Origin of the sequence: Klebsiella sp. 10-1 (assembly GCF_009758445.1) — a bacterium.
GTDB classification, from domain to species: Bacteria; Pseudomonadota; Gammaproteobacteria; order Enterobacterales; family Enterobacteriaceae; genus Klebsiella; species Klebsiella scottii.
The window spans coordinates 58752-84187 of record NZ_WQRE01000012.1; the positions used below are offsets into that span (position 1 = coordinate 58752).

Sequence of the window (25436 nt, forward strand, 5' to 3'; positions counted from 1 at the left end):
ATCCCAGCAGGTGTAAATTGTTGCAGCCAGTTTGGACACCGACAGCGCGGAACAACCGCAACGTACACGTAGTACGTGAGGATTGTGAGCACTGCCCAGGTCCAAAATGGCAAATAAAATAGCCTAATGGGATAGGCTCTTAATCCGACGAAAACGCTCGTCGCCCTGCTTAGAGGTTAAAATTTTTATGTACCAGGTTGTTGCGTCTGACTTAGATGGCACGCTGCTTTCCCCCGATCACTACTTAACCCCCTACGCGAAAGAGACGCTGCAGCTGCTGACCGCTCGCGGCATTAATTTTGTTTTTGCTACCGGCCGTCATTACATCGATGTCGGGCAGATTCGCGATAATCTCGGCATTAAGTCCTACATGATCACCTCCAACGGCGCGCGCGTGCACGATAGCGAGGGGAATCAGGTGTTTGCCCATAACCTCGATCGCGATATTGCCAGCGATCTGTTTGAGATGATGCGTAGCGATCCGCTGGTCGTCACCAACGTTTATCGCGACGACGAGTGGTACATGAACCGCCACCGCCCGGAAGAGATGCGTTTTTTCAAAGAAGCGGTGTTTAACTACAAGCTGTACGAGGCCGGTGAGCTTGATTCTCAGGGGATCAGCAAGGTGTTTTTCACCTGCGAGGATCACCAGCATCTGCTGCCGCTGGAGCAGGCGATCAACGCGCGCTGGGGCGATCGCGTAAACGTCAGCTTCTCCACGCTGACCTGTCTGGAAGTAATGGCGGGCGGCGTATCGAAAGGTCATGCCCTCGAAGCGGTGGCCAAAATGCTGGGCTATAGCCTGAAGGATTGTATCGCCTTTGGCGACGGCATGAACGATGCAGAGATGCTATCGATGGCGGGAAAAGGCTGCATTATGCTGAATGCGCACCAGCGCCTGAAAGATCTTCACCCCGAGCTGGAGGTGATTGGCAGCAACGCCGACGATGCGGTGCCGCACTATCTGCGCAGGCTCTATCTCTCCTGATAAAGATTGACGACTGTCGGTTTATTGTTCAGTTGTCAACCTGACTCTTCGCTACAATGAGTGCTCTTCCTCCTGAGAGACATTCATTGTGGCGCTACTGATTATTACCACCATCCTGTGGGCCTTCTCCTTTAGCCTGATCGGCGAATACCTGGCGGGCAGCGTGGATAGCTACTTTTCGGTGCTGATGCGCGTTGGGCTGGCGGCGCTGGTGTTCCTGCCGTTTTTGCGCACCCGCGGGCAGTCGCCGCGTACTATCGTGCTGTATATGCTGGTAGGGGCCATGCAGCTTGGCATTATGTATCTGCTGGCGTTCCGCGCCTACCTCTACCTGACGGTATCTGAATTCCTGCTGTTTACGGTATTTACGCCGCTCTATATCACCTTGATTTATGACCTGATCAGCGGGCGCAAGCTGCGCTGGGGCTACCTGCTCAGCGCCGGGCTGGCGGTGCTGGGGGCGGCCATTATTCGCTACGATAAAGTGAGCGATCATTTCTGGACCGGGCTGCTGCTGGTTCAGCTGTCGAATATCTGTTTTGCCATCGGCATGGTGGGCTACAAACGCCTGATGGAGCTGCGGCCGATGCCCCAGCACAACGCTTTCGCGTGGTTCTATATGGGGGCGCTGCTGGTGGCGGTTGCGGCCTGGCTTATGCTGGGCAACCCGCACAGGCTGCCGACGACTACCCTCCAGTGGAGCATCCTGGTATGGCTCGGCGTGGTGGCGTCAGGGTTAGGCTACTTTATGTGGAACTACGGGGCGACGCAGGTGGATGCCGGAACGCTGGGCATCATGAATAACGTCCATGTTCCAGCCGGGCTGCTGGTTAACCTTGCCATCTGGCAGGAGCAGCCCCACTGGCCGAGCTTTATTATCGGGGCTCTGGTGATCCTGGCCTCGCTGTGGGTCCATCGCCGCTGGGTCGCTCCGCACTCCGGACAAACGGCAGATGATCGCAAGCGTGGTTCCGCGCTGAGCGAATAAACGCTTCGGTAACCGGCTGACGCTGCTCGCCATCGCGCACGGCGGCGTACAGCCGGCTCCACAGGCCGTCCCCGAGGGTTTTGGTCACCACCAGACCCTGGCGTTCAAAATTCTCCACTACCCAGTGCGGCAGCGCCGCGATGCCCATGCGTGCGGCAACCATCTGAATTAACAGCAGCGTATTATCGACGCTCTTCAGCTGTGGGCTGATGCCCGCCGGCTGCAGGAAGTGGCGCCAGATATCCAGGCGACTGCGTTGCACCGGGTAAATCAGCAGCAGCTCTGCGGCCAGGTCTTCCGGCACAATCCGCGTTTTCAAGGCCAGCGGATGATCCGGCGCCAGCACCAGGCGCACTTCAAAATCAAACATCGGCGAATAGTGCAGCCCGCTGCGCGGCAGAATATCGGAAGTCATCACCAGATCCAGCTCGCCCTGCTGCAGCGCAGGCTGCGGGTCAAAGGTTACCCCGGACTGAAAATCAACCTCAACGTGCGGCCAGCTGGCGCGGAAGCTCTCCAGCGCCGGCGTCAGCCACTGAATGCAGCTATGGCACTCAATGGCGATGCGCAGCCGGGTTTGCTGCGGCTCGTTACAGTCCTGCAGGGCGCGGGTGATTTGCGGCAGCACCTGGTTTGCTAACTGCAGCAAAATCTCCCCCTGGGCGGTGAAGCGCAAGGGCTGACTTTTACGCACAAACAGACGGAAGCCAAGGCGCTGTTCCAGATCGCTGAACTGGTGGGACAGGGCGGATTGGGTCTGGTGCAGGGCCGCTGCTGCGCCCGCCAGTGAACCGCTATTCCGCAACGCCAGCAGCGTTTTCAGGTGTTTAATTTCGATCATGAAAGTCCTTCACTTCGGCATGAATAATTTGCGCTTGAGGAATATACAGTAACCGCCAATTATGGATGTGTAAACATCTGGACGTCTAAAAAATCCGTCGTCTTTTAAATTAATAGCGCGTTGGCTACGTTTCCCCACCCCGGTCACTGACTTATGTAACCTCCCGGGGATGAGCAAACTTGCCGCCTTCTCTGAATTTAAAATCCTTAGGATTTGCACATCATGAGGCTCAAAAAATGACAATTATTAATCACACCCTCGGTTTCCCTCGCGTTGGTCTGCGCCGCGATCTGAAAAAAGCGCAAGAGAGCTACTGGGCGGGTAACGCCACCCGTGAAGAACTGCTGGCGGTGGGTCGCGAGCTGCGCGCTCGCCATTGGGATCAGCAAAAGCAGGCGGGCATCGATCTGCTGCCGGTGGGCGATTTCGCCTGGTACGACCATGTTCTGACCACCAGCCTGCTTCTGGGTAACGTGCCGGCTCGTCATCAGAACAAAGACGGCTCCGTCGATATCGATACGCTGTTCCGCATTGGCCGCGGCCGCGCGCCGACCGGCGAACCGGCGGCAGCGGCGGAAATGACCAAATGGTTTAACACTAACTATCACTACATGGTGCCGGAGTTTGTGAAAGGTCAGGCGTTCAAACTGACCTGGACCCAGCTGCTGGACGAAGTTGACGAAGCCCTGGCGCTGGGCCATAAGGTGAAGCCCGTGCTGCTTGGCCCGGTCACTTATCTGTGGTTGGGTAAAGTGAAGGGTGAGCAGTTCGATCGTCTGGATCTGCTGAACGATATTCTGCCGGTCTATCGGCAGGTGCTGGCGGAGCTGGCAAAACGCGGCGTTGAGTGGGTGCAAATTGATGAACCGGCGCTGGTGCTGGAGCTGCCGCAGGCGTGGCTGGATGCCTTCAAGCCGGCATACGATGCGCTACAGGGAGAGGTTAAGCTGCTGCTGACCACCTATTTTGAAGGGGTTAGAGCCAACCTCGATACCATCACCGCGCTGCCGGTGCAGGGTCTGCACGTTGACCTGGTTCACGGTAAAGATGATGTTGCCGAACTGAATACGCGCCTGCCGTCAGACTGGCTGCTCTCTGCGGGCCTGGTCAACGGGCGTAACGTCTGGCGTGCGGATCTCACCGAGAAATATGCGCAAATTAAAGAGATCGTCGGCAAACGTCCGCTGTGGGTGGCCTCCTCCTGCTCCCTGCTGCACAGCCCGATCGATCTGAGCGTGGAAACCCGCCTGGATGCGGAAGTGAAAAGCTGGTTTGCCTTCGCCCTGCAAAAATGTGAAGAGCTGGCGCTGCTGCGCGATGCGCTGAACAGCGGCGATACCGCCGCTCTTGAGGAGTGGAGCGCGCCGATTCAGGCCCGTCGCCACTCGACCCGCGTACACAACGCCGCGGTGGAAAAACGTCTGGCGGCCATTACCGCCCGGGACAGCCAGCGCAACAGCCCGTACGCAGAGCGTGCCCAGGCGCAGCGCGCCCGCTTTAACCTGCCATCATGGCCGACCACAACCATCGGCTCTTTCCCGCAGACCACTGAGATTCGCGGCCTGCGCCTGGACTTCAAGAAAGGTAATCTCGACGCTAACAACTACCGTACCGGCATTGCGGAACATATTAAGCAGGCGATCGTTGAGCAGGAGCGTTTAGGCCTGGACGTGCTGGTACACGGTGAAGCCGAGCGTAACGACATGGTGGAGTATTTCGGTGAGCATCTCGACGGCTTTATCTTTACGCAAAACGGCTGGGTGCAGAGCTACGGTTCGCGCTGCGTGAAGCCGCCGGTGGTTATCGGCGATGTCAGCCGCCCGGAAGCCATCACCGTTGAGTGGGCGAAATACGCGCAGTCTCTCACCGACAAACCGGTGAAAGGCATGCTGACCGGCCCGGTGACGATTCTGTGCTGGTCATTCCCGCGCGAAGACGTCAGTCGTGAAAAGATTGCTAAGCAGATTGCGCTGGCGCTGCGTGATGAGGTCGCGGATCTTGAGGCTGCGGGTATCGGCATCATTCAGATTGATGAACCGGCACTGCGTGAAGGCCTGCCCCTGAAGCGTAGCGACTGGGATGCATACCTGCAGTGGGGCGTGGAAGCCTTCCGTATCAACGCCGCTGTGGCGCAGGATGATACCCAGATCCATACCCATATGTGTTACTGCGAGTTCAACGACATCATGGATTCTATCGCGGCGCTGGACGCGGACGTGATTACCATTGAGACCTCGCGTTCCGACATGGAGCTGCTGGAGTCGTTCGAGGAGTTCGAATATCCGAACGAAATCGGGCCGGGGGTGTATGACATCCACTCGCCTAACGTTCCGAGCGTAGAGTGGATTGAAGCCCTGCTGGAGAAAGCCGCTCAGCGCATCCCTGCGGAGCGTCTGTGGGTTAACCCGGACTGCGGCCTGAAAACTCGCGGCTGGCCGGAAACCCGCGCTGCGCTGGCTAACATGGTCACAGCCGCGCAGAACCTGCGTGAATCCGCGTAAAGAGCCGCAGCGGTAGCGTGATAATAAAAGAGGAGGCTAATGCCTCCTCTTTTTTATTTTTTATTCGTCGGGAGCGTAAGTTCAGGCTTTCTTCCGTCCGCCATACTGAGCAAACCACGCCAGCATGCGCTGCCAGCCGTCCTGCGCCGACTCCTCGTGGTAGCTGGCACGATAGTCGGCATTAAACGCGTGTCCGGCCTGTGGGTAGACCACGATTTCTGCCGTAGCGTTGGCGGCGCGCAGCGCCTGGCGCATGGTTTCTACCGTATCCTGCGGGATGCTCTCATCCTTCGCACCGTAGAGTCCCAGCACCGGCGCGTTAAGATCGACGGCGATGTCCACCGGATGCTTCGCGGAGTTCAGCGTTTTCTGCCCGACCAGTTTGCCATACCAGGCGACCGCGGCCTTCAGCTGCGGGTTATGCGCGGCATAGAGCCAGGTAATTCGTCCGCCCCAACAGAAACCGGTGATCAGCAGGCGATGAGCGTCGCCCCCATGACGCGCCGCCCAGCTGGCGACATGGTCAAGGTCTGCCAGCACCTGAGAGTCCGGGACTTTGCTGACCAGCTCCTGGAATAGCGTCGGGATATCGGTGTACTCATTCGGATCGCCCTGGCGAAAGTACAGCTCTGGGGCGATAGCCAGATAGCCTTCCAGCGCCAGACGACGGCAAACGTCGCGGATGTGCTCATGGACGCCGAAAATTTCCTGCACCACGATAACCACCGGAAGCGGCCCATCGCTATTTTTTGGCCGGGCATGGTACGCCGGCATGTTCTCTCCCTGGGAAGGGATAGAGGTTTCTCCGGCAGTAATGCTCTCTTCCGGCGTATAAACGGCGGTAGAAGCGTGCGGGGTGGCTGCAGGTGCAAAGCCGGGTTGCTTGGTTGTGGTCATGGTATTCTCCGTACCCTTAATTTATCAGCGCATCGATAACTATAGACTCTTAAGACCGAACGTTAACGAATCACAGTGCCCGAAACAGGCTATCTTTTGTTCAGCTGCAGTGAATATAACTTGTTAATGTGACGTAACTCACTATTTAATGGAATATTGTTGCAATGATTTTCATTCATGGTGATTGGTGTCACAAAATTAAGCGGATGGCTTCTGTAAAGTACCGTTTTGCTTCTGCTGATAATTCGACCCACAGAGGAGTTTTTTATGTCTAAGTCTGATGTTTTTCATCTCGGCCTCACCAAAAACGATTTACAAGGGGCTACGCTGGCTATCGTCCCTGGCGATCCGGAGCGTGTGGAAAAGATCGCCGCGCTGATGGATAAGCCGGTCAAGCTGGCATCTCACCGCGAATTTACCTCCTGGCGCGCCGAGCTTGACGGCAAGCCGGTGATTGTATGCTCTACCGGTATCGGCGGCCCGTCGACATCGATTGCTGTTGAAGAGCTGGCTCAGCTGGGAATCAATACCTTCCTGCGTATCGGTACCACTGGCGCCATCCAGCCGAATATTAACGTTGGCGACGTTCTGGTTACCACGGCATCCGTACGCCTCGACGGCGCGAGCCTGCACTTTGCGCCAATGGAATATCCGGCAGTCGCTGACTTTGCCTGTACCACCGCGCTGGTGGAAGCGGCTAAATCAATCGGTGCGACGACTCATATCGGCGTGACCGCATCGTCCGACACCTTCTATCCGGGCCAGGAGCGCTATGACACCGTTTCCGGTCGCGTGGTGAGCCGTTTTAAAGGCTCGATGGCAGAGTGGCAGGCGATGGGCGTGATGAACTATGAAATGGAATCCGCCACGCTGCTGACCATGTGCTCCAGCCAGGGCCTGCGTGCCGGGATGGTTGCCGGGGTGATCGTTAACCGTACCCAGCAGGAAATACCTGACGCCGAAACCATGAAGCAAACCGAAAGCCATGCGGTGAAAATTGTCGTTGAAGCGGCCAGCCGTCTGCTGTAGTTCATCCCCTCGTTGCGAAGGCCGGCTCGTCCGGCCTCTCTTTTTTGCGCTGCGCCTCGCAGGAAATTCCTTTTAAACTGGACGTTTGTACAGCACAATTCTATTTTTGTGCCGTAAGCGGTTGCAGTAGCAGGGGGCGTTGTGGATATCTCAATGATTATAAGTGCCATCGCGGCGCTGGCCGTAGGGCTGGTCGTCGGTTGGCTGGCGACGAAGGCCGCCGCCGATCAAACGCGTGCTGACCTTATTGAAGAGCGGCGCGAGCTGGATATTGAGCTGAGCTCGGCCCGGCAGCAGCTGGTGCAGGCGGCCCACTGGCGCGATGAGTGCGAGCTGCTGAATAATGAGCTGCGCAGCCTGCGCGATATCAATAGTTCGCTGGAGGCCGATCTCCGTGAAGTCACCACTCGCCTTGAATCCACCCAGCTACATGCGGAAGAGAAAATTCGCCAGATGGTGAACAGCGAGCAGCGACTCAGCGAGCAGTTTGAAAATCTGGCTAACCGTATCTTCGAACACAGCAACCGGCGGGTTGATGAGCAGAACCGGCAAAGCCTGCACGGCCTGCTGACGCCGCTGCGCGAACAGCTGGACGGTTTTCGTCGCCAGGTACAGGACAGCTTCGGTCAGGAGGCGCGAGAACGCCACACGCTGGCCCATGAAATCCGCAATTTGCAGCAGCTGAATACCCGGATGGCTCAGGAGGCCCTGAACCTGACCCGTGCGCTTAAAGGCGATAACAAAACCCAGGGCAACTGGGGGGAAGTGGTTTTAACCCGCGTGCTGGAGGCTTCCGGGCTGCGGGATGGCTACGAATACCAGACCCAGGTCAGTATTGAAACGGAAAACCGCTCGCGGATGCAGCCGGACGTGATCGTCCGTTTGCCGCAGGGAAAAGACGTGGTCATTGATGCCAAAATGACGCTGGTGGCCTATGAGCGCTACTTTAACGCCGAAGATGATTACGCCCGCGAGGCGGCGCTGCAGGAGCATATTGCGTCGGTGCGCAGCCATATCCGCCTGCTTGGCAGGAAAGATTATCAACAGCTGCCGGGGCTGCGATCGCTCGACTACGTCCTGATGTTTATCCCCGTTGAGCCCGCATTTCTGCTGGCGATAGACCGCCAGCCCGAACTGATCAGCGAAGCGCTGCAGCACAATATTATGCTGGTCAGCCCCACCACGCTTCTGGTGGCGTTGCGTACCATTGCCAATCTCTGGCGCTATGAGCACCAAAGCCGCAATGCGCAGAAAATTGCCGAACGCGCGGGCCGCCTGTACGACAAAATGCGGCTGTTCGTCGATGATATGTCCGCAATAGGCCAGAGCCTCGACAAAGCGCAGGATAATTACCGCCAGGCGATGAAAAAGCTGGCCTCCGGCCGCGGCAACCTGCTGGTGCAGGCTGAAGCCTTTCGTGGCCTCGGCGTGGAGGTTAAGCGCGGGATTAATCCTGACTTAGTCGAGCAGGCAACCGCCCAGGACGATGAATACCGGCTGGATGAGGATGATAACTCACCGGAAAATAACGAATTTTCATCAGAATCTTCCGCTGCATCGATGTCAGGTGAGGGTTCTCAGCCGCGTTGAACCGTATGGGAAATGCGCTAAATCTGTTACACTCGCTGAACATTTTCTTGATAAGCAAGCAGGCATTGAGATGGTTGAGGATTCACAAGAAACGACGCACTTTGGCTTTCAGACGGTTGCCAAAGAGCAGAAGGCGGACATGGTTGCGCATGTATTCCATTCTGTGGCCGCAAAATATGATGTGATGAACGATTTGATGTCGTTCGGTATTCATCGTTTGTGGAAGCGTTTCACCATCGATTGCAGCGGCGTGCGTCGTGGGCAGACCGTACTGGATCTGGCCGGCGGCACCGGCGACCTGACGGCGAAATTCTCCCGCCTGGTGGGTGAGTCTGGCCGCGTCATGCTGGCAGACATTAACGATTCAATGCTGAAAATGGGCCGCGAAAAGCTGCGCAACATCGGCATTATCGGCAACGTTGAATACGTTCAGGCAAATGCGGAAGCGCTGCCGTTTGCCGATAACACCTTTGACTGCATCACTATTTCATTCGGCCTGCGTAACGTCACTGATAAAGAAAAAGCGCTGCGTTCCATGTACCGGGTTCTGAAGCCGGGCGGACGTCTGCTGGTGCTGGAATTTTCAAAACCGATTATTGAGCCGCTTAGCAAAGCGTACGACGCCTACTCCTTCCATATCCTGCCGCGCGTGGGGGAGCTGGTGGCTAACGACGGCGAGAGCTATCGCTACCTTGCGGAATCTATTCGCATGCATCCCGATCAGGACACCCTGAAGGGCATGATGCAGGATGCGGGCTTTGAAAGCGTCGATTACTACAACCTGACGGCAGGTATCGTGGCGTTACACCGCGGTTATAAGTTCTGACAGGGGAGACGCTATGCCTTTCAAACCACTGGTAACCGCGGGTATTGAGACGGTCCTGAATACTTTTCTCTGGCGCGATAAGGCCTTAAAACCGGCGCGTCAGCGTTTGTCAGGGAAAGTGCTGCGCGTGGAGCTGCAGGAGCTGGCGACGCCGGTGGTTCTGGTCTTTAGCGACCGCCAGGTCGATGTGCTCGGCGCGTGGGAAGGCGAAGCGGACTGTACCGTCATCACCCGCCTGAGCGTTCTGCCGCAGCTGCGCAATCGTCAGCAGCTTACCGCGCTTATCCGCAGCGGCGACCTGCAGGTGCAGGGCGATTTGCAGGTGGTGCAGAATATGGTGACGCTGTGCGATCTGGCGGAGTTCGATCCCGCAGAGCTGCTGGCCCCGTATACCGGCGATATTGTCGCCGAGGGCGTCAGCAAAGTATTCCGCACCGGCGCTCGCTTCCTGCTGCACGGCGCGCAGCGCCAGCAGCGGTATGTTGCTGAGACGCTCACCGAAGAGTGGCGTCTGGCGCCAGGTCCGCTGGAAATGGCCTGGTTTGGGGAAGAGACCGCCGCCGCGGAACGCGCCCTGTCTGCGCTTGAAAAACGGCTGGAAATGCTGGAGGGCAAATGACGCCAGGAGAATTACGGCGCCTGTATCTTATTATCCGCACCTTTTTGAGCTACGGGCTTGATGAGCTGATCCCCAGGATGCGTATCACGCTGCCGCTGCGTATCTGGCGGCGCACGCTGTTCTGGATGCCAAATCGTCATAAAGACCAACCCCTCGGCGAACGCTTACGCCTTGCGTTACAGGAGCTGGGACCCGTCTGGATCAAATTTGGTCAGATGCTGTCAACTCGTCGCGATCTCTTTCCTCCGCAAATTGCCGATCAGCTCGCGCTCCTGCAGGATCGCGTGGCGCCGTTTGATGGTCAGCAGGCTAAAAAGCAGATCGAGCAGGCGATGGGCGGCCTTCCGGTTGAGGCCTGGTTTGATGATTTCTCGATTGAGCCGCTGGCTTCCGCCTCGATTGCCCAGGTACATACCGCGCGCCTGAAAGAGAACGGCAAAGAGATCGTGATTAAGGTTATCCGCCCGGACATCGTGCCGGTTATCAAAGCGGATATGAAGCTTATCTATCGCCTGGCGCGCTGGGTACCTCGCCTGCTGCCCGACGGCCGCCGCCTGCGCCCGCAGGAAGTGGTGCGCGAATATGAAAAAACGCTGCTCGACGAGCTCAACCTGCTGCGCGAATCGGCAAACGCTATCCAGCTGCGGCGGAATTTTGAAGATAGCCCAATGCTGTACGTTCCGGAGGTTTACTCCGACTACTGCAGCGAAGGCATGATGGTGATGGAGCGGATTTACGGCATCCCGGTTTCCGATGTCGAGGCGCTGGAGGCCCAGGGCACCAATATGAAGCTGCTCGCAGAGCGGGGCGTGCAGGTCTTTTTCACCCAGGTATTCCGCGACAGCTTCTTCCACGCCGACATGCACCCGGGTAATATTTTTGTCAGCTACGAACATCCGGAGAACCCGAAATATATCGGCATTGACTGCGGCATTGTGGGCTCGCTGAATAAAGAGGATAAGCGCTATCTGGCGGAAAATTTCATTGCCTTCTTCAACCGCGATTATCGCAAAGTTGCCGAGCTGCACGTTGATTCCGGCTGGGTGCCTGCGGATACAAACGTTGAAGAGTTCGAATTTGCCATCCGCACCGTCTGCGAACCTATCTTCGAAAAGCCGCTGGCTGAAATCTCCTTTGGGCATGTTTTGCTGAACCTGTTCAATACCGCCCGGCGCTTCAATATGGAAGTTCAGCCGCAGCTGGTATTGTTACAGAAGACATTACTTTACGTAGAAGGGGTAGGCCGCCAGCTCTATCCTCAGTTAGACTTGTGGAAAACGGCGAAGCCTTTCCTTGAGTCGTGGATTAAAGATCAGGTCGGTATTCCGGCGCTGGTACGCGCGTTCAAAGAAAAAGCGCCGTTCTGGATTGAAAGAATGCCGGAGATACCGGAGCTGGTGTACCAAAGCCTGCAGCAGAGCAAACAGCTGCAGAACAGCGTTGATACTATTGTCCGGGACATCCAGGTGCGGCACGCTCGCCAGGGACAGTCCCGTTATCTGTTTGGTATAGGCGCCGTTTTGTTACTTAGCGGTACTCTGTTATTCATCCACCGACCGGAGTGGGGCCTGATGCCCGGCTGGCTAATGGCCGGTGGCGTTGTGACCTGGCTGATTGGCTGGCGGAAAACGCGCTAAGCGGTATTGCCTTCATCACGGCGCATTCGTTCATGCGCGAAGTCATGCGAGCGGCCGGACAAAGAGGCGACCCGCAGGATGACGTGTATAATGCGTCCCATTAATTCATCATCTGTCATAGAGGAATGTGTATGGGTGGTATCAGTATCTGGCAGTTATTAGTTGTTGTCGTCATCGTAGTTCTGCTTTTTGGGACAAAAAAGCTGAGCTCGCTGGGGTCGGATTTAGGCGCATCAATCAAGGGCTTTAAAAAGGCCATGAATGATGATGAAAAACCTGAAAACGGGACTCAGGATGCAGATTTCGCGGCGAAATCTATCGCTGATAAGCAGGATGATGCGAAAAAAGACGAGACAAAACGCCACGACAAAGAGCAGGTGTAATTCGTGTTCGATATCGGTTTTAGTGAACTACTGCTGGTGTTTGTGATTGGCCTTATCGTACTGGGGCCACAGCGACTGCCTGTAGCGGTAAAAACGGTGGCTAGCTGGATCCGCACGCTGCGGTCGCTGGCGGCCACCGTACAAAATGAGATTACTCAGGAACTAAAACTGCAGGAATTTCAGGAAAGCCTGAAGAAAGTGGAAAAGGCGAGCCTGGATAACCTGACGCCTGAGCTGAAGGCCTCAATGGACGAACTGCGTGAAGCGGCCGAATCCATGAAACGCTCCTATTCCGCTCACGATCCTGAGAAAGCCAGTGACGAAGCGAACACTATCCATAACCCGGTGGTGAAAGGCAGCGAAGAACAGCGCCAGGACATCACGCCGGCGACGGCCGAGTATCAGGCCAGCGCGCCGGTTCATGCGCCAGCCAGCGCTGTCGATGAGCCGCTTCCGCCGTCGACCGAGCTTCCTGAAGCCAAAGAAAAAGCTGCCGTAAAAGCTACCGATTCCTCTCCCGCATCGAGTGATAAACCGTAAAAATGGGCGTAGACGATACTCAACCGCTAATTTCGCATCTGATTGAGCTGCGTAAGCGTCTGATCAACAGCATTCTCGCGATTCTGGTGATTTTTCTGGCGTTGGTTTACTTTGCCAACGACATCTATCAGCTGGTTTCGGCACCGCTCATCCGGCAGATGCCGGTAGGCGCGACGATGATCGCCACGGACGTAGCCTCTCCTTTCTTTACGCCGATCAAGCTGACATTTATGGTCTCGGTCATTTTGTCGGTGCCGGTCATTCTTTATCAGGTCTGGGCCTTTGTGGCGCCTGCATTGTATAAGCATGAACGCCGGCTGGTGATGCCGCTGCTGGTCTCCAGTACGCTGCTGTTCTACATCGGTATGGCCTTCGCCTACTTTGTGGTGTTCCCGCTGGCGTTCGGCTTCCTGACGCACGCGGCGCCGGAAGGCGTGCAGGTCTCCACCGATATCCGCAGCTATCTCGACTTCGTTATGGCGTTATTTATCGCCTTCGGCGTCTCGTTTGAAGTGCCGGTGGCCATCGTGCTGCTGTGCTGGATGGGCGTCACCACGCCGGACGATCTGCGTAAGAAACGCCCCTATGTGCTGGTCGGCGCCTTCGTTGTGGGTATGCTGCTGACGCCGCCGGATGTATTCTCACAAACGCTGCTGGCGATCCCGATGTACTGCCTGTTTGAAGTTGGGGTCTTCTTCGCCCGCTTCTACACCGGAAAACGACTGACGCGTGATGAAGATGCCGCCGCTGAAGAGGCGGGCAGCAAAGAAGAGTAATTAACCGCCCGTCAGGGCGGTTGTCATATGGGAGGGGCGATGTTCGATATTGGCGTAAATCTGACCAGTTCACAATTTTCCCGCGATCGCGATGAGGTCGTTGCCCGCGCTCAGGCCGCCGGAGTGACCGGTATGCTGCTGACCGGCACCAATCTCCATGAAAGCGAACAGGCGCAGCAGATGGCGCGGCGCTATTCACGCTGCTGGTCAACCGCAGGGGTACATCCGCATGACAGCAGCAGCTGGACGGAGTCGGTCGCGGTGGCGATCGGCGAGCTGGCGCGCAGGGCGGAAGTGGTGGCAATTGGCGAATGCGGTCTCGATTTCAACCGCAACTTTTCGACTCCGGCGGAGCAGGAAGCGGCGTTTAGCGCGCAGCTGGCGCTGGCGGCTGAGCTTTCGCTGCCGGTATTTTTGCACTGCCGCGACGCCCACGAGCGCTTTCTGACTCTGCTCGCGCCGTGGCTGGATAAGCTGCCCGGAGCGGTGCTGCACTGCTTCACCGGCAGTCGTGATGAGGTGCGCGAGTGTCTGGAGAGGGGTTTGTATATCGGGATCACCGGCTGGGTATGCGATGAGCGTCGCGGCCTTGAGCTGCGCAATCTGCTGACGGAGATCCCGGCCGATCGCCTGCTGATTGAGACCGATGCGCCCTATTTACTGCCGCGTGACCTGAGCCCTAAACCCAATTCCCGGCGCAATGAGCCCATGTATCTGCCGCACATTCTGACGCGCGTTGCCGGCTGGCGCGGTGAGGAGGCTCAGAGGCTGGAAGAGGTTACCGACACGAACGCCAGAACGCTCTTTGGCGTTCGCTTTTAACCGTGCCGTCAGATTTTATGGAAGTCAGTATTTTTGACGCTTTGCAGCACCTGTTTGTTAAGCAGGTTCAGCAGCAGCATAGAGCGGGTTTCGCCATCCGGCTCGCTGAAGATCGCCTGCAGGCCTTCGAACGCGCCGTCGGTAATCAGCACGCTATCGCCCCCGTGCGGCGTTTCCGGGTCCGTAATGCCTTCCGGTTTATAGATCGAGAGCTGATGAATCACCGCCGACGGTACGGTAGCCGGCTGGGCGCCGAAACGAACGAAGCTGTTCACGCCGCGCGTAGCGCTAATGGTCGTGGTATGGATAACTTCCGGATCGAATTCGATAAACAGATAGTTAGGGAACAGGGGTTCGCTGACCGTAGTGCGTTTACCGCGGACGATTTTTTCCAGTGCGATCGTCGGCATCAGGCAATTGACCGCCTGCCGTTCGAGATGTTCCTGGGCGCGCTGAAGCTGCCCACGCTTGCAATACAGTAAATACCAGGCTTGCATAATAACTCTTTCCACTCGATTAGTAGCAAGCATAACAAAAGCCTGGAGCGATCGCGAAAGCCATTATAAGTGAAAACTAAAATTCTATATTCTTTCACGCTAATTTAACAAAAGTACAGCATGGCGCCGATGAACACCGTATAATCAGCCGCCTGTATAGAGGTCAATAACAACTCCATGAAATACCACGATCTACGCGACTTTCTGACATTACTGGAGCAGCAGGGGGAGCTGAAAAGGATATCCCTGCCGGTCGATCCTCATCTGGAAATCACCGAAATTGCCGATCGCACTTTACGTGCCGGCGGCCCGGCTCTGCTATTTGAAAATCCTAAAGGTTACACCATGCCGGTGCTGTGTAATCTGTTTGGCACGCCGAAGCGCGTGGCGATGGGCATGGGGCAGGAAGACGTTAGCGCGCTGCGGGAAGTGGGCAAGCTGTTAGCTTTCCTCAAAGAGCCTGAGCCGCCAAAAGGCTTTCGCGATCTCTTCGATAAGCTGCCGCAGTTTAAGCAGGTACTGAATATGCCGACTAAGCGCCTGCGCGGCGCGCCCTGTCAGCAGAAAATTATCGAAGGCGAGAGCGTTGACCTGACGCAGATCCCGATTATGACCTGCTGGCCGGATGATGCCGCGCCGCTGATTACCTGGGGGCTGACGGTAACCCGCGGCCCGCATAAGGAGCGGCAGAATCTGGGCATCTATCGCCAGCAGCTGATTGGCAAAAATAAGCTGATTATGCGCTGGCTATCCCATCGCGGCGGCGCGCTGGATTTCCAGGAGTGGTGCGCGGCGCATCCAGGAGAACGTTTTCCGGTCTCCGTGGCGCTGGGCGCCGATCCGGCGACAATTCTTGCGGCAGTGACGCCGGTTCCCGATACACTCTCGGAGTACGCTTTTGCCGGCCTGCTGCGCGGAACGAAAACGGAAGTCGTGAAGTGTATTTCTAACGATCTGGAAGTGCCTGCCAGCGCTGAAATTGTGCTGGAAGGGTATATTGAGCCAGGGGAAATGGCGCCGGAAGGACCGTATGGCGATCACACCGGCTATTACAACGAAGTGGATAGCTTCCCGGTGTTTACGGTGACCCATATCACCCGGCGCGAAGATGCCATTTACCATTCGACCTACACCGGAAGACCGCCCGATGAGCCTGCCGTATTAGGCGTGGCGCTAAACGAAGTCTTTGTGCCGATTCTGCAAAAGCAGTTCCCGGAAATTGTCGATTTCTATCTGCCGCCGGAAGGATGCTCTTACCGCCTGGCGGTGGTCACCATGAAGAAACAGTACGCCGGGCATGCTAAACGCGTAATGATGGGCGTATGGTCGTTCCTGCGCCAGTTTATGTACACTAAGTTCGTTATTGTCTGCGATGATGACGTTAACGCGCGCGACTGGAACGATGTGATCTGGGCGATTACTACCCGGATGGACCCGGCTCGTGATACGGTACTGGTAGAAAATACGCCAATTGATTATCTGGATTTTGCCTCGCCGGTTTCCGGCCTGGGTTCAAAAATGGGGCTGGATGCCACAAACAAATGGCCAGGCGAAACCCAGCGAGAATGGGGCCGCCCGATTAAAAAAGATCCCGAGGTGACGGCGCGCATCGACGCCATCTGGGACGAACTGGCTATCTTTAAATAACAGTAAGCGGGGCTAACGCCGCTGTTTTGCTCTATAGACCCGACAGAGGGGACGCATGACAACCTTAAGCTGTAAAGTGACCTCGGTGGAGGCGATTACCGATACCGTGTATCGCGTTCGATTAGTGCCAGAAGCGGCTTTCTCTTTCCGCGCCGGCCAGTATTTGATGGTGGTAATGGACGAGCGCGACAAGCGTCCGTTCTCTATGGCCTCTACGCCAGCAGAGCAGGAGTTTATTGAACTGCATATCGGCGCTTCTGAGCTAAATCTGTATGCGATGGCGGTAATGGATCGCATCCTGAAAGAGCGTGAGATTGAGGTTGATATTCCGCATGGCGAAGCCTGGCTGCGTGAAGATGAGGATCGTCCGCTCATCCTCATTGCCGGGGGAACCGGTTTTTCATACGTGCGTTCCATTTTGTTAACGGCCCTGGCCCGCAATCCGAATCGCGATATTGCCATCTACTGGGGCGGCCGCGAGGCGAAGCACCTCTACGATCTGTCTGAGCTGGAAGCGCTGAGCATTGAGCATCCTGGCCTGCGCATCGAGCCGGTTGTTGAACAGCCGGAAGAAGACTGGCGCGGACGTTCCGGGACCGTGCTGACCGCGGTGCTTCAGGATTACGGCACCCTGGCGGAGCATGATATCTACATTGCCGGTCGCTTCGAGATGGCTAAAATTGCCCGTGACCTGTTCTGCAACGAGCGTCATGCGCGTGAAGATCGCCTGTTTGGCGATGCCTTCGCGTTTATCTGATTATCGGCGCCCCGTTCTTTCGGGAAGGGGCGGCTGATGGTAGATTGCAGAAATAAAAAACCCGCCCCTGACAGGCGGGAAGAACGGCAACTAAACCTTCTCTTTTTGCCATTATCACCATAACTGCGTTGGCTAGGCTCGTTCACCCGAATCGCTTACTATTTATGCGTAAGCTCATCGGGATGAATAAGGGACATCCATGTCCCTCACCGAAGGCAGCCTTCGGCTGTTCAAATTCGTTCCTGACGAATTTATCATTCGCTTGCCGCCTTGTTCTGGCGCCAATGGCTTGAGATAACCCCTCAATTAAACCCGCTCAAATACCGTCGCGATCCCCTGACCTAACCCAATGCACATGGTGGCCAGCCCAAACTGCGCGTCTTTGCGCTCCATCTGATTAATTAACGTAGTGCTGATACGCGCGCCGGAACAGCCCAGCGGGTGGCCCAGGGCGATCGCACCGCCGTTAAGGTTGATCTTTTCGTCAATCTGCTCCGTCAGGCCCAGATCTTTTATGCACGGCAGGATCTGCGCGGCAAACGCTTCGTTCATTTCAAAAACATCGATATCGCTGGCGGTCAGTCCGGCCTTTTTCAGCGCCAGCTTTGATGCCGGAACCGGTCCATAGCCCATGATGGAAGGATCGCAGCCAACAACGGCCATTGAGCGGACGCGGGCGCGGGGTTTCAGCCCCAGCTCCCGGGCGCGGCTCTCGCTCATTAGCAGCATGGCGGCAGCGCCGTCGGAGAGGGCGGAAGAGGTCCCCGCCGTGACGGTGCCGGTGACCGGGTCAAAGGCGGGCCGCAGCGCGGCCAGCGCTTCCACGGTGGTTTCCGGGCGAATGACTTCGTCATAGTTAAATGATTTCAGTACCCCGTCGGCATCGTGACCGCCCGTGGCGACAATCTCATTTTTAAAAGCGCCGGATTGCGTGGCTGCCCATGCCCGAGCGTGGGAGCGTGCGGCAAACTGGTCCTGCATCTCGCGGCTGATGCCGTGAAGACGCGCCAGCATTTCTGCCGTCAGGCCCATCATGCCGGCAGCTTTGGCGACATTACGGCTAAGGCCCGGGTGAAAATCGACGCCGTGGCTCATCGGGACATGGCCCATATGTTCCACGCCGCCAATCAGGCAGACGCTCGCGTCACCGGTCATGATCATGCGCGCCGCATCGTGCAGCGCCTGCATAGATGAGCCGCACAGGCGGTTAACCGTCGTCGCGGGTACCGAGTGCGGGATCTCCGCCAGCAGCGCGGCGTTACGTGCGATGTTAAAACCCTGCTCCAGCGTTTGCTGTACGCAGCCCCAGTAGATATCGTCGATCGTGGTCGCATCGAGCGCCGGATTACGCGATAGCAGGCTACGCATCAGGTGCGCGGAGAGGTCCTCCGCACGCACGTGGCGAAACGCGCCGCCTTTTGAACGGCCCATCGGGGTACGAATTGCATCGACAATGACAACCTGTTCCATTGTGACTCCTTAAGCCGTTTTCAGCTCGCCTACCGGACGGGCAGGTTCAACCGGGGGGTAATAGGGTTCGTTATGGCGCGCTTTGTTGCGCAGACCTTCCGGCACCTCATACAGCGGGCCGAGGTGCTGGTACTGCTGTGCCATATCGAGATATTTTGCGCTACCCAGGGTGTCCAGCCAGCGGAAGGCGCCGCCGTGGAACGGAGGGAAGCCGAGGCCATAAACCAGCGCCATATCCGCTTCCGCCGGGCTGGCGATAATGCCTTCTTCCAGGCAACGCACCACTTCGTTGACCATGGGAATCATCATGCGGGCGATAATTTCTTCATCGCTGAAGTCGCGCTTCGGCTGGCTTACGTCTGCCAGCAGGCCGTCAACGGCCGGGTCCTCTTCTTTCTTCGGCTTGCCTTTGCTGTCCTGGGTATAGCGCCAGAAGCCAAGGCCGTTTTTCTGGCCGAAGCGGTTAGCGTCGAACAGGGCGTCAATCGCATCGTGATAATCTTTCTGCATGCGCTGCGGGAAGCCGGCGGCCATCACCGCCTGCGCATGGTGGGCGGTATCGATGCCGACCACGTCGAGCAGGTACGCCGGCCCCATCGGCCAGCCGAACAGCTTCTCCATGACCTTATCGACCTTGCGGAAGTCTGCGCCATCGCGTAGCAGCTGGCTGAAGCCGGCGAAGTAGGGGAACAGCACGCGGTTGACGAAGAAGCCGGGACAGTCGTTAACCACGATCGGCGTTTTGCCCATCTTGCTGGCCCAGGCCACCACCTTGGCAATCGTCTCATCCGAGGTTTTTTCGCCGCGAATCACTTCAACCAGCGGCATACGATGCACCGGGTTAAAGAAGTGCATGCCGCAGAAATTCTCCGGACGCTGCAGAGCGTTTGCCAGTTCACCGATCGGGATCGTTGAGGTATTGGAGGCCAGCACCGTATCCGGGCGCACTTTACCTTCGGTCTCCGCCAGCACCGCTTTCTTCACTTTCGGGTTTTCGACAACGGCTTCAACGACCACGTCCACGCGCTCAAAGCCGGAGTAGTCCAGCGTCGGGTGAATGGTGCCGATGACGCCTGCCAGCTTCAGGCCGTCAATCTTGCCGCGCTCAAGCTGTTTGTTAAGCAGCTTGGCGGCTTCGTTCATGCCGAGCGTCAGCGATTTGTCGTTAATATCCTTCATGATGACCGGCACGCCTTTCCAGGCAGATTGATAGGCAATGCCGCCGCCCATAATCCCGGCGCCCAGCACAGCGGCCTGTTTCGGCGTTTCAACGTCTTTGGTCAGCTTCTTCGCTTTGCCTTTGACGTACTGATCGTTGAGGAAGATGCCGACCAGCGCGCGGGCTTCTTTAGTGTGCGCCAGCGGGACGAAGCTTTGGTTTTCCAGCTTCAGCGCTTCATCGCGGCCGAGCCGGGCGGCAGCTTCAATCGTTTTGACGGCGGTCATCGGCGCCGGATAGTGTTTCCCGGCGGTCTGGGCGACCATTCCTTTCGCAATGGTGAAGCTCATGGCGGCTTCGATTTTGCTGAGCTTCAGCGGCTCCAGCTTCGGCTGACGCTTCGCCTGCCAGTCGAGATCGCCGTTAATGGCCTGGCGCAAAATGCTGAGCGCACCGTCGCGCAGTTTCTCCGGCTTGACGATGCCGTCGATGAGGCCGATTTTCAGCGCCTGATCGGCACTGACGTCTTTACCCGCCGCGATAATTTCCAGCGCACTATCGGCGCCGAGCATGCGCGGCATACGCACTGAACCACCGAAGCCCGGCATAATGCCCAGCTTAGTTTCCGGCAGACCGATGCGCAGGTCCGGCGTTGCCAGGCGATAATCCGTCGCCAGCACGCACTCGCAGCCGCCGCCCAGCGCATAGCCGTTGACGGCTGAAACGGTGGGGACCGGTAAATCTTCGAGGCGGTTGAAAACGCTATTGGCAAAATGCAGCCATTGGCTGAGCTGCTCCTGCGGGACCAGGAACAGGGAGAGAAATTCGGTTATGTCGGCACCGACGATAAAGGCCGCTTTGTCAGAGCGCAGCAGCAGCCCTTTAAGATCTTTTTGCTTTTCGAGCACGTCCAGCGCATCGCCGAGGCTGGCTACGGTTGCGGTATCGAGCTTGTTAACCGAGCCGGGGGCATCGAACACCAGTTCGGCAATGCCATCTTCCAGCCAGTCGAGGTACAGGTTGTCGCCTTTGTAGAGCATGTCAGTCTCCTGAATCCAGCAATATGATCTGGTCGTACCAGATGAGAAGGAGTGTGGGATTTATGTTAAAAAATTGCAAACAAGTCTTTAAATAAATGCTGGTCGGATCACATCCGGCGGAAATCGCCCTGCCTGAAGCCGATGTGCTAAGATGCGGAGAGTCACGATCTAATAAAATCAAAGGATAAAAAGATGGAATCACTAGCCGCGCTCTATAAAAACCATATTGCTACCTTACAAGAACGTACCCGTGATGTTTTATCTCGTTTTAAGCTGGATGCCTTACTGATTCACTCCGGTGAGCTGGTTAACGTCTTCCTTGACGATCACCCGTACCCGTTCAAGGTCAATCCGCAGTTTAAAGCGTGGGTGCCCGTCACGCAGGTTCCTAACTGCTGGCTGCTGGTGGATGGTGTGAATAAGCCGAAGCTGTGGTTCTACCTGCCGGTTGATTACTGGCATAACGTTGAGCCGCTGCCGACTTCATTCTGGACCGAAGAGGTGGAAGTGATTGCTCTGCCGAAGGCTGACGGTATTGGCAGCCAGCTCCCGGCGGCGCGCGGCAACATCGGCTATATCGGCCCGGTCCCTGAGCGCGCGCTAGGGTTGGAGATCGCCGCGGATAAAATCAACCCGAAAGGGGTTATCGACTATCTGCACTACTATCGCTCTTATAAAACGGATTACGAGCTGGCCTGCATGCGCGAAGCGCAGAAATCAGCGATCAACGGCCATCGGGCGGCGCATGAAGCCTTCCTGTCCGGGATGAGCGAGTTCGATATCAACCAGGCCTATCTGACCGCGACCGGCCACCGCGATACCGACGTACCGTACAGCAACATCGTCGCGATCAATGAGCACGCATCGGTGCTGCACTACACCAAACTGGATCACCGCGCGCCGGCAGAAGCGCGGAGCTTCCTGCTCGATGCCGGTGCGGAATATAACGGCTATGCGGCGGATCTCACGCGTACCTGGGCCGCGCACGGCGATAGCGACTTTGCCCAGCTGATTAAAGACGTTAATGATGAGCAGCTGGCGCTGATTAGCACGCTGAAAGTCGGAACCAGCTACGTGGATTATCACGTCCAGTTCCATCAGCGTATTGCTAAACTGCTGCGTAAACATCAGATCGTCACCAACATGAGCGAAGAGGCGATGGTCGAAAACGACCTGACCGGGCCGTTTATGCCTCACGGCATCGGCCACCCGCTGGGTCTGCAGGTGCATGATGTCGCTGGCTTTATGCAGGATGATTCCGGTACCCATCTGGCGGCGCCGTCGAAATATCCGTACCTGCGCTGCACGCGCGTGATCCAGCCGCGTATGGTGCTGACCATTGAGCCAGGTATCTATTTTATTGAGTCTCTGCTGGCTCCGTGGCGCGAAGGGCAGTTCAGCAAGCATTTCAACTGGCAGAAAATTGAAGCGCTGAAACCGTTTGGCGGCATTCGTATCGAAGATAACGTCGTTATCCACGAGAACAGTGTCGAAAATATGACGCGTGACCTGAAACTGGCCTGATGGAGAGTTGGTTGATACCGGCCGCGCCGGTGAGCTTTGTCGAAGAGATTAAGAAGAGCCGTTTTATTACGCTATTGGCGCATACCGATGGCGTAATGGCGGCAAAAGCGTTTGTTGAATCAGTAAGAGCGGATCACCCGGACGCTCGCCACCACTGCGTGGCGTGGGTGGCCGGCCCGCCGAACGATTCACAGCAGCTGGGTTTCTCTGACGATGGTGAACCGGCGGGAACGGCAGGTAAACCGATGCTGGCACAGCTTATGGGCAGCGGTGTTGGTGAGATAACTGCCGTCGTAGTGCGCTACTACGGCGGTATTCTGCTGGGTACCGGTGGTCTGGTGAAGGCCTATGGCGGTGGCGTACACCAGGCGCTTGCTCAACTGACAACGCAGCGCAAGACGCCGCTGACCGCATATACTTTGCAGTGTGAATACGGGCAATTAGCCGGTGTTGAAGCGCTGTTGACTCAGTTCGCAGGGCAAATTGTCGAAAGCCAATATCAGGCGTTCGTCCAGCTGCGTGTTGCGCTTCCTCAAGCTGAAGTGGCGTCATTTTCAACAAAACTGGCTGATTTTAGCCGTGGCTCGTTGCAATTACTGAAGATTGACGAATAATCCCCACCTGATTTTTTGCATATCAAAGGAAGCGCCAGAGATGCATTTTCGCGCGATTACCCGAATCGTTGGACTGCTGGTCATTTTATTTTCGGGGACCATGATCCTCCCGGGATTAGTGGCCCTGATATACCGTGATGGTGCCGGGCGGGCGTTTACCCAGACCTTTTTCGTCGCTTTAGCTATTGGCTCTCTATTATGGTGGCCGAACCGCCGTGAAAAGGGTGAGCTGAAATCCCGTGAGGGCTTCCTGATCGTTGTCCTCTTCTGGACCGTGCTGGGCAGCGTCGGTGCGCTACCGTTTATCTTCGCCGAGCAGCCAAACCTGACGGTCACCGATGCGTTTTTTGAATCCTTCTCTGGCCTTACCACCACGGGCGCGACTACGCTGGTCGGCCTCGACTCGTTGCCTCACGCCATTCTTTTCTATCGTCAGATGCTGCAATGGTTTGGCGGTATGGGGATCATTGTGCTGGCGGTCGCGATACTGCCGATACTCGGCGTCGGTGGGATGCAGCTGTACCGGGCGGAGATGCCCGGGCCGCTGAAGGATAACAAAATGCGCCCGCGAATCGCCGAAACGGCAAAAACGCTGTGGCTCATCTATGTCCTGCTGACCGTCGCCTGCGCGCTGGCGCTGTGGTTCGCCGGAATGCCGGCATTTGACGCCATTGGCCATAGCTTTTCGACCATCGCCATTGGCGGCTTCTCCACGCATGACGCCAGCGTCGGCTACTTTAACAGTCCGACGATTAACTCGATTATCGCGGTATTCCTGCTAATCTCCGGCTGTAACTATGGTCTGCACTTTTCATTACTCAGCGGACGAAGCCTGAAGGTGTACTGGCGCGATCCCGAATTCCGCATGTTTATCGGCGTACAGCTGACGCTGGTGGTGATTTGTACGCTGGTGCTGTGGCTGCATGATGTCTATAGCTCAGCGTTAACCACATTGAACCAGGCATTCTTCCAGGTTGTCTCAATGGCCACGACGGCGGGCTTCACGACCGATAGCATTGCGCGCTGGCCGCTGTTCCTCCCGGTGCTGCTGCTGTGCTCGGCATTTATCGGCGGCTGTGCCGGCTCGACGGGCGGTGGGCTGAAGGTTATTCGTATTCTGCTGCTCTTTAAACAGGGGAACCGCGAGCTCAAACGTCTGGTACACCCGAATGCGGTATACAGCATTAAGTTGGGCAATCGCGCTCTGCCGGAACGTATCCTCGAAGCAGTATGGGGATTCTTCTCCGCCTATGCGCTGGTGTTTATCATTAGTATGCTGGCGATTATTGCCACCGGCGTCGATGACTTCTCCGCATTTGCTTCGGTCGTCGCAACCTTAAACAACCTTGGTCCGGGGCTTGGCGTAGTGGCGGATAACTTTGCGACGATGAATCCGGTCGCAAAATGGATCCTGATTGCTAATATGCTATTTGGTCGTCTGGAAGTGTTCACCCTGTTGGTGCTGTTTACCCCCACTTTCTGGCGTGAATAGCTGGAGTATTTGTGAAAACGTTGATTCTATTTTCCACCCGTGATGGGCAGACTCGTGAAATTGCCTCCTTTCTGGCATCCGAGCTGAAAGAGCTGGGCGTCGATGCGGACACTCTCAATCTGAACCGCACCGATGCGGTTGAATGGCGCGACTACGATCGCGTGGTGATTGGGGCATCCATTCGTTACGGTCGCTTCCATCCGGCGGTTGACCGCTTTGTGAAGAAACATCTGCAATCGCTGAACGCGCTGCCCGGTGCGTTTTTTTCGGTTAACCTCGTCGCGCGTAAACCGGAGAAGCGTACGCCGCAAACCAATAGCTATACGCGCAAGTTCCTGCTCAGCTCGCCGTGGCAGCCGCAGCATAGCGCGGTGTTTGCCGGTGCGCTGCGCTACCCGCGCTACAGCTGGTACGATCGCGTGATGATTCGCCTGATTATGAAGATGACCGGCGGTGAAACGGATACCAGTAAAGAGGTGGTCTATACCGACTGGCAGCAGGTCGCTAATTTTGCGCGAGAGATCGCACAAATGAGCAGCAAATAGCGGATAAAATCACCGCGATGATGGCAAATTGAGCGGTTGAATAATTTTTTGAAAACAGGACTTGTCAACGTCAGAGAACTGCCTATAATGCGCCTCCACTGACACGGAACAACGGCCAGCACGCCGCCGGGTCAGCAGGCTTCAGCGCTGAATATCAGCCGCGAAAGCCGACGGAGAAAAGCAAAATAAACGCTTGACTCTGAATGAGGAAAACGTAATATACGGGACCTCGCGACAGAGCGCTAAAGCGCGTC

23 protein-coding genes are annotated in these 25436 nt (G+C 56.6%); 18 read left to right on the forward strand and 5 right to left on the reverse strand.

Annotated elements, in window-relative coordinates:
* Nucleotides 1-187 precede the first annotated feature (187 nt).
* Nucleotides 188-988, forward strand: coding sequence for a sugar/pyridoxal phosphate phosphatase YigL (yigL, locus tag GO007_RS26665; protein WP_095105185.1), 801 nt, complete (start codon nucleotides 188-190; stop codon nucleotides 986-988).
* An 88-nt stretch (nucleotides 989-1076) separates the two neighbouring features.
* A complete protein-coding gene (locus GO007_RS26670) occupies nucleotides 1077-1976 on the forward strand; it encodes a carboxylate/amino acid/amine transporter (protein ID WP_095105190.1) in 900 nt (299 codons plus the stop codon).
* Here GO007_RS26670 and metR read toward each other — a convergent pair.
* Complete coding sequence (gene metR / locus GO007_RS26675; protein WP_095105193.1) at nucleotides 1864-2817, reverse strand: HTH-type transcriptional regulator MetR; 954 nt, start codon at nucleotides 2815-2817, stop codon at nucleotides 1864-1866. The two genes, GO007_RS26670 and metR, sit on opposite strands and share 113 nt — an antisense overlap.
* Before the next feature lie 236 nt (nucleotides 2818-3053).
* On the opposite strand from metR, the gene metE reads away from it, so the two are divergent.
* Nucleotides 3054-5318, forward strand: a complete 2265-nt coding sequence (gene metE, locus GO007_RS26680) for a 5-methyltetrahydropteroyltriglutamate--homocysteine S-methyltransferase (protein WP_095105196.1) — start codon at nucleotides 3054-3056, stop codon at nucleotides 5316-5318.
* Between the two features lie 81 nt (nucleotides 5319-5399).
* Here the strand turns inward: metE and GO007_RS26685 are convergent, their stop codons facing one another.
* The gene (locus GO007_RS26685; RefSeq protein ID WP_095105199.1) at nucleotides 5400-6215 is read right to left on the reverse strand and encodes a dienelactone hydrolase family protein; all 816 of its coding nucleotides are present in this window, start codon (nucleotides 6213-6215) and stop codon (nucleotides 5400-5402) included.
* A gap of 267 nt (nucleotides 6216-6482) precedes the next feature.
* Here GO007_RS26685 and udp point away from each other — a divergent pair, with 267 nt between their 5' ends.
* The 9 genes from udp (at nucleotide 6483) to tatD (ending at nucleotide 14437) form a co-directional block, all read left to right on the forward strand.
* Complete coding sequence (udp, locus tag GO007_RS26690; RefSeq protein WP_095105200.1) at nucleotides 6483-7244, forward strand: uridine phosphorylase; 762 nt, start codon at nucleotides 6483-6485, stop codon at nucleotides 7242-7244.
* A 141-nt stretch (nucleotides 7245-7385) separates the two neighbouring features.
* Complete coding sequence (gene rmuC / locus GO007_RS26695; protein ID WP_095105201.1) at nucleotides 7386-8834, forward strand: DNA recombination protein RmuC; 1449 nt, start codon at nucleotides 7386-7388, stop codon at nucleotides 8832-8834.
* 70 nt (nucleotides 8835-8904) lie between these two features.
* Nucleotides 8905-9660, forward strand: coding sequence for a bifunctional demethylmenaquinone methyltransferase/2-methoxy-6-polyprenyl-1,4-benzoquinol methylase UbiE (gene ubiE / locus GO007_RS26700; RefSeq protein ID WP_095105202.1), 756 nt, complete (start codon nucleotides 8905-8907; stop codon nucleotides 9658-9660).
* A 13-nt stretch (nucleotides 9661-9673) separates the two neighbouring features.
* Nucleotides 9674-10279: a ubiquinone biosynthesis protein UbiJ gene (gene ubiJ, locus GO007_RS26705; RefSeq protein WP_095105203.1), complete on the forward strand. Its 606-nt coding sequence runs from the start codon at nucleotides 9674-9676 to the stop codon at nucleotides 10277-10279.
* Complete coding sequence (gene ubiB, locus GO007_RS26710; protein WP_095105205.1) at nucleotides 10276-11916, forward strand: ubiquinone biosynthesis regulatory protein kinase UbiB; 1641 nt, start codon at nucleotides 10276-10278, stop codon at nucleotides 11914-11916. Before ubiJ ends, ubiB begins: the two co-directional genes overlap by 4 nt.
* Nucleotides 11917-12047: 131 nt before the next feature.
* A complete protein-coding gene (tatA, locus tag GO007_RS26715) occupies nucleotides 12048-12299 on the forward strand; it encodes a Sec-independent protein translocase subunit TatA (RefSeq protein WP_095105206.1) in 252 nt (83 codons plus the stop codon).
* A 3-nt stretch (nucleotides 12300-12302) separates the two neighbouring features.
* Nucleotides 12303-12839 carry a Sec-independent protein translocase protein TatB gene (gene tatB, locus GO007_RS26720; protein ID WP_095105207.1) on the forward strand — a complete coding sequence of 179 codons (537 nt, stop codon included), beginning with the start codon at nucleotides 12303-12305 and terminating at the stop codon, nucleotides 12837-12839.
* A gap of 2 nt (nucleotides 12840-12841) precedes the next feature.
* Nucleotides 12842-13615, forward strand: coding sequence for a Sec-independent protein translocase subunit TatC (gene tatC, locus GO007_RS26725; protein WP_041143522.1), 774 nt, complete (start codon nucleotides 12842-12844; stop codon nucleotides 13613-13615).
* Between the two features lie 27 nt (nucleotides 13616-13642).
* Complete coding sequence (gene tatD / locus GO007_RS26730) at nucleotides 13643-14437, forward strand: 3'-5' ssDNA/RNA exonuclease TatD (RefSeq protein ID WP_189339928.1); 795 nt, start codon at nucleotides 13643-13645, stop codon at nucleotides 14435-14437.
* Nucleotides 14438-14445: 8 nt separating this feature from the next.
* Here the strand turns inward: tatD and rfaH are convergent, their stop codons facing one another.
* Nucleotides 14446-14934, reverse strand: coding sequence for a transcription/translation regulatory transformer protein RfaH (gene rfaH / locus GO007_RS26735; RefSeq protein ID WP_041143524.1), 489 nt, complete (start codon nucleotides 14932-14934; stop codon nucleotides 14446-14448).
* Between the two features lie 177 nt (nucleotides 14935-15111).
* Here rfaH and ubiD point away from each other — a divergent pair, with 177 nt between their 5' ends.
* Complete coding sequence (gene ubiD, locus GO007_RS26740) at nucleotides 15112-16581, forward strand: 4-hydroxy-3-polyprenylbenzoate decarboxylase (RefSeq protein ID WP_095105209.1); 1470 nt, start codon at nucleotides 15112-15114, stop codon at nucleotides 16579-16581.
* Between the two features lie 55 nt (nucleotides 16582-16636).
* Nucleotides 16637-17338: an NAD(P)H-flavin reductase gene (gene fre, locus GO007_RS26745; RefSeq protein ID WP_095105211.1), complete on the forward strand. Its 702-nt coding sequence runs from the start codon at nucleotides 16637-16639 to the stop codon at nucleotides 17336-17338.
* A gap of 306 nt (nucleotides 17339-17644) precedes the next feature.
* Here fre and fadA read toward each other — a convergent pair whose 3' ends face one another.
* Together fadA and fadB are read right to left on the reverse strand one after the other, a co-directional pair.
* A complete protein-coding gene (fadA, locus tag GO007_RS26750; RefSeq protein ID WP_095105212.1) occupies nucleotides 17645-18808 on the reverse strand; it encodes an acetyl-CoA C-acyltransferase FadA in 1164 nt (387 codons plus the stop codon).
* 9 nt (nucleotides 18809-18817) lie between these two features.
* Nucleotides 18818-21007, reverse strand: a complete 2190-nt coding sequence (gene fadB / locus GO007_RS26755; protein ID WP_095105213.1) for a fatty acid oxidation complex subunit alpha FadB — start codon at nucleotides 21005-21007, stop codon at nucleotides 18818-18820.
* A 192-nt stretch (nucleotides 21008-21199) separates the two neighbouring features.
* Between fadB and pepQ the strand changes: the two genes are divergently transcribed.
* Genes pepQ through hemG form a run of 4 tightly spaced genes read left to right on the forward strand, consistent with a single transcriptional unit; the run spans nucleotide 21200 to nucleotide 25182 of the window.
* Nucleotides 21200-22531 carry a Xaa-Pro dipeptidase gene (gene pepQ / locus GO007_RS26760; RefSeq protein WP_095105214.1) on the forward strand — a complete coding sequence of 444 codons (1332 nt, stop codon included), beginning with the start codon at nucleotides 21200-21202 and terminating at the stop codon, nucleotides 22529-22531.
* A complete protein-coding gene (locus tag GO007_RS26765; RefSeq protein WP_095105215.1) occupies nucleotides 22531-23145 on the forward strand; it encodes an IMPACT family protein in 615 nt (204 codons plus the stop codon). Before pepQ ends, GO007_RS26765 begins: the two co-directional genes overlap by 1 nt.
* A 40-nt stretch (nucleotides 23146-23185) precedes the next feature.
* Entirely contained in the window at nucleotides 23186-24637 is a 1452-nt protein-coding gene (trkH, locus tag GO007_RS26770) for a Trk system potassium transporter TrkH (RefSeq protein WP_095105217.1), read from the forward strand.
* Nucleotides 24638-24648: 11 nt separating this feature from the next.
* Nucleotides 24649-25182: a menaquinone-dependent protoporphyrinogen IX dehydrogenase gene (gene hemG, locus GO007_RS26775; protein WP_095105218.1), complete on the forward strand. Its 534-nt coding sequence runs from the start codon at nucleotides 24649-24651 to the stop codon at nucleotides 25180-25182.
* Nucleotides 25183-25436 lie beyond the last annotated feature (254 nt).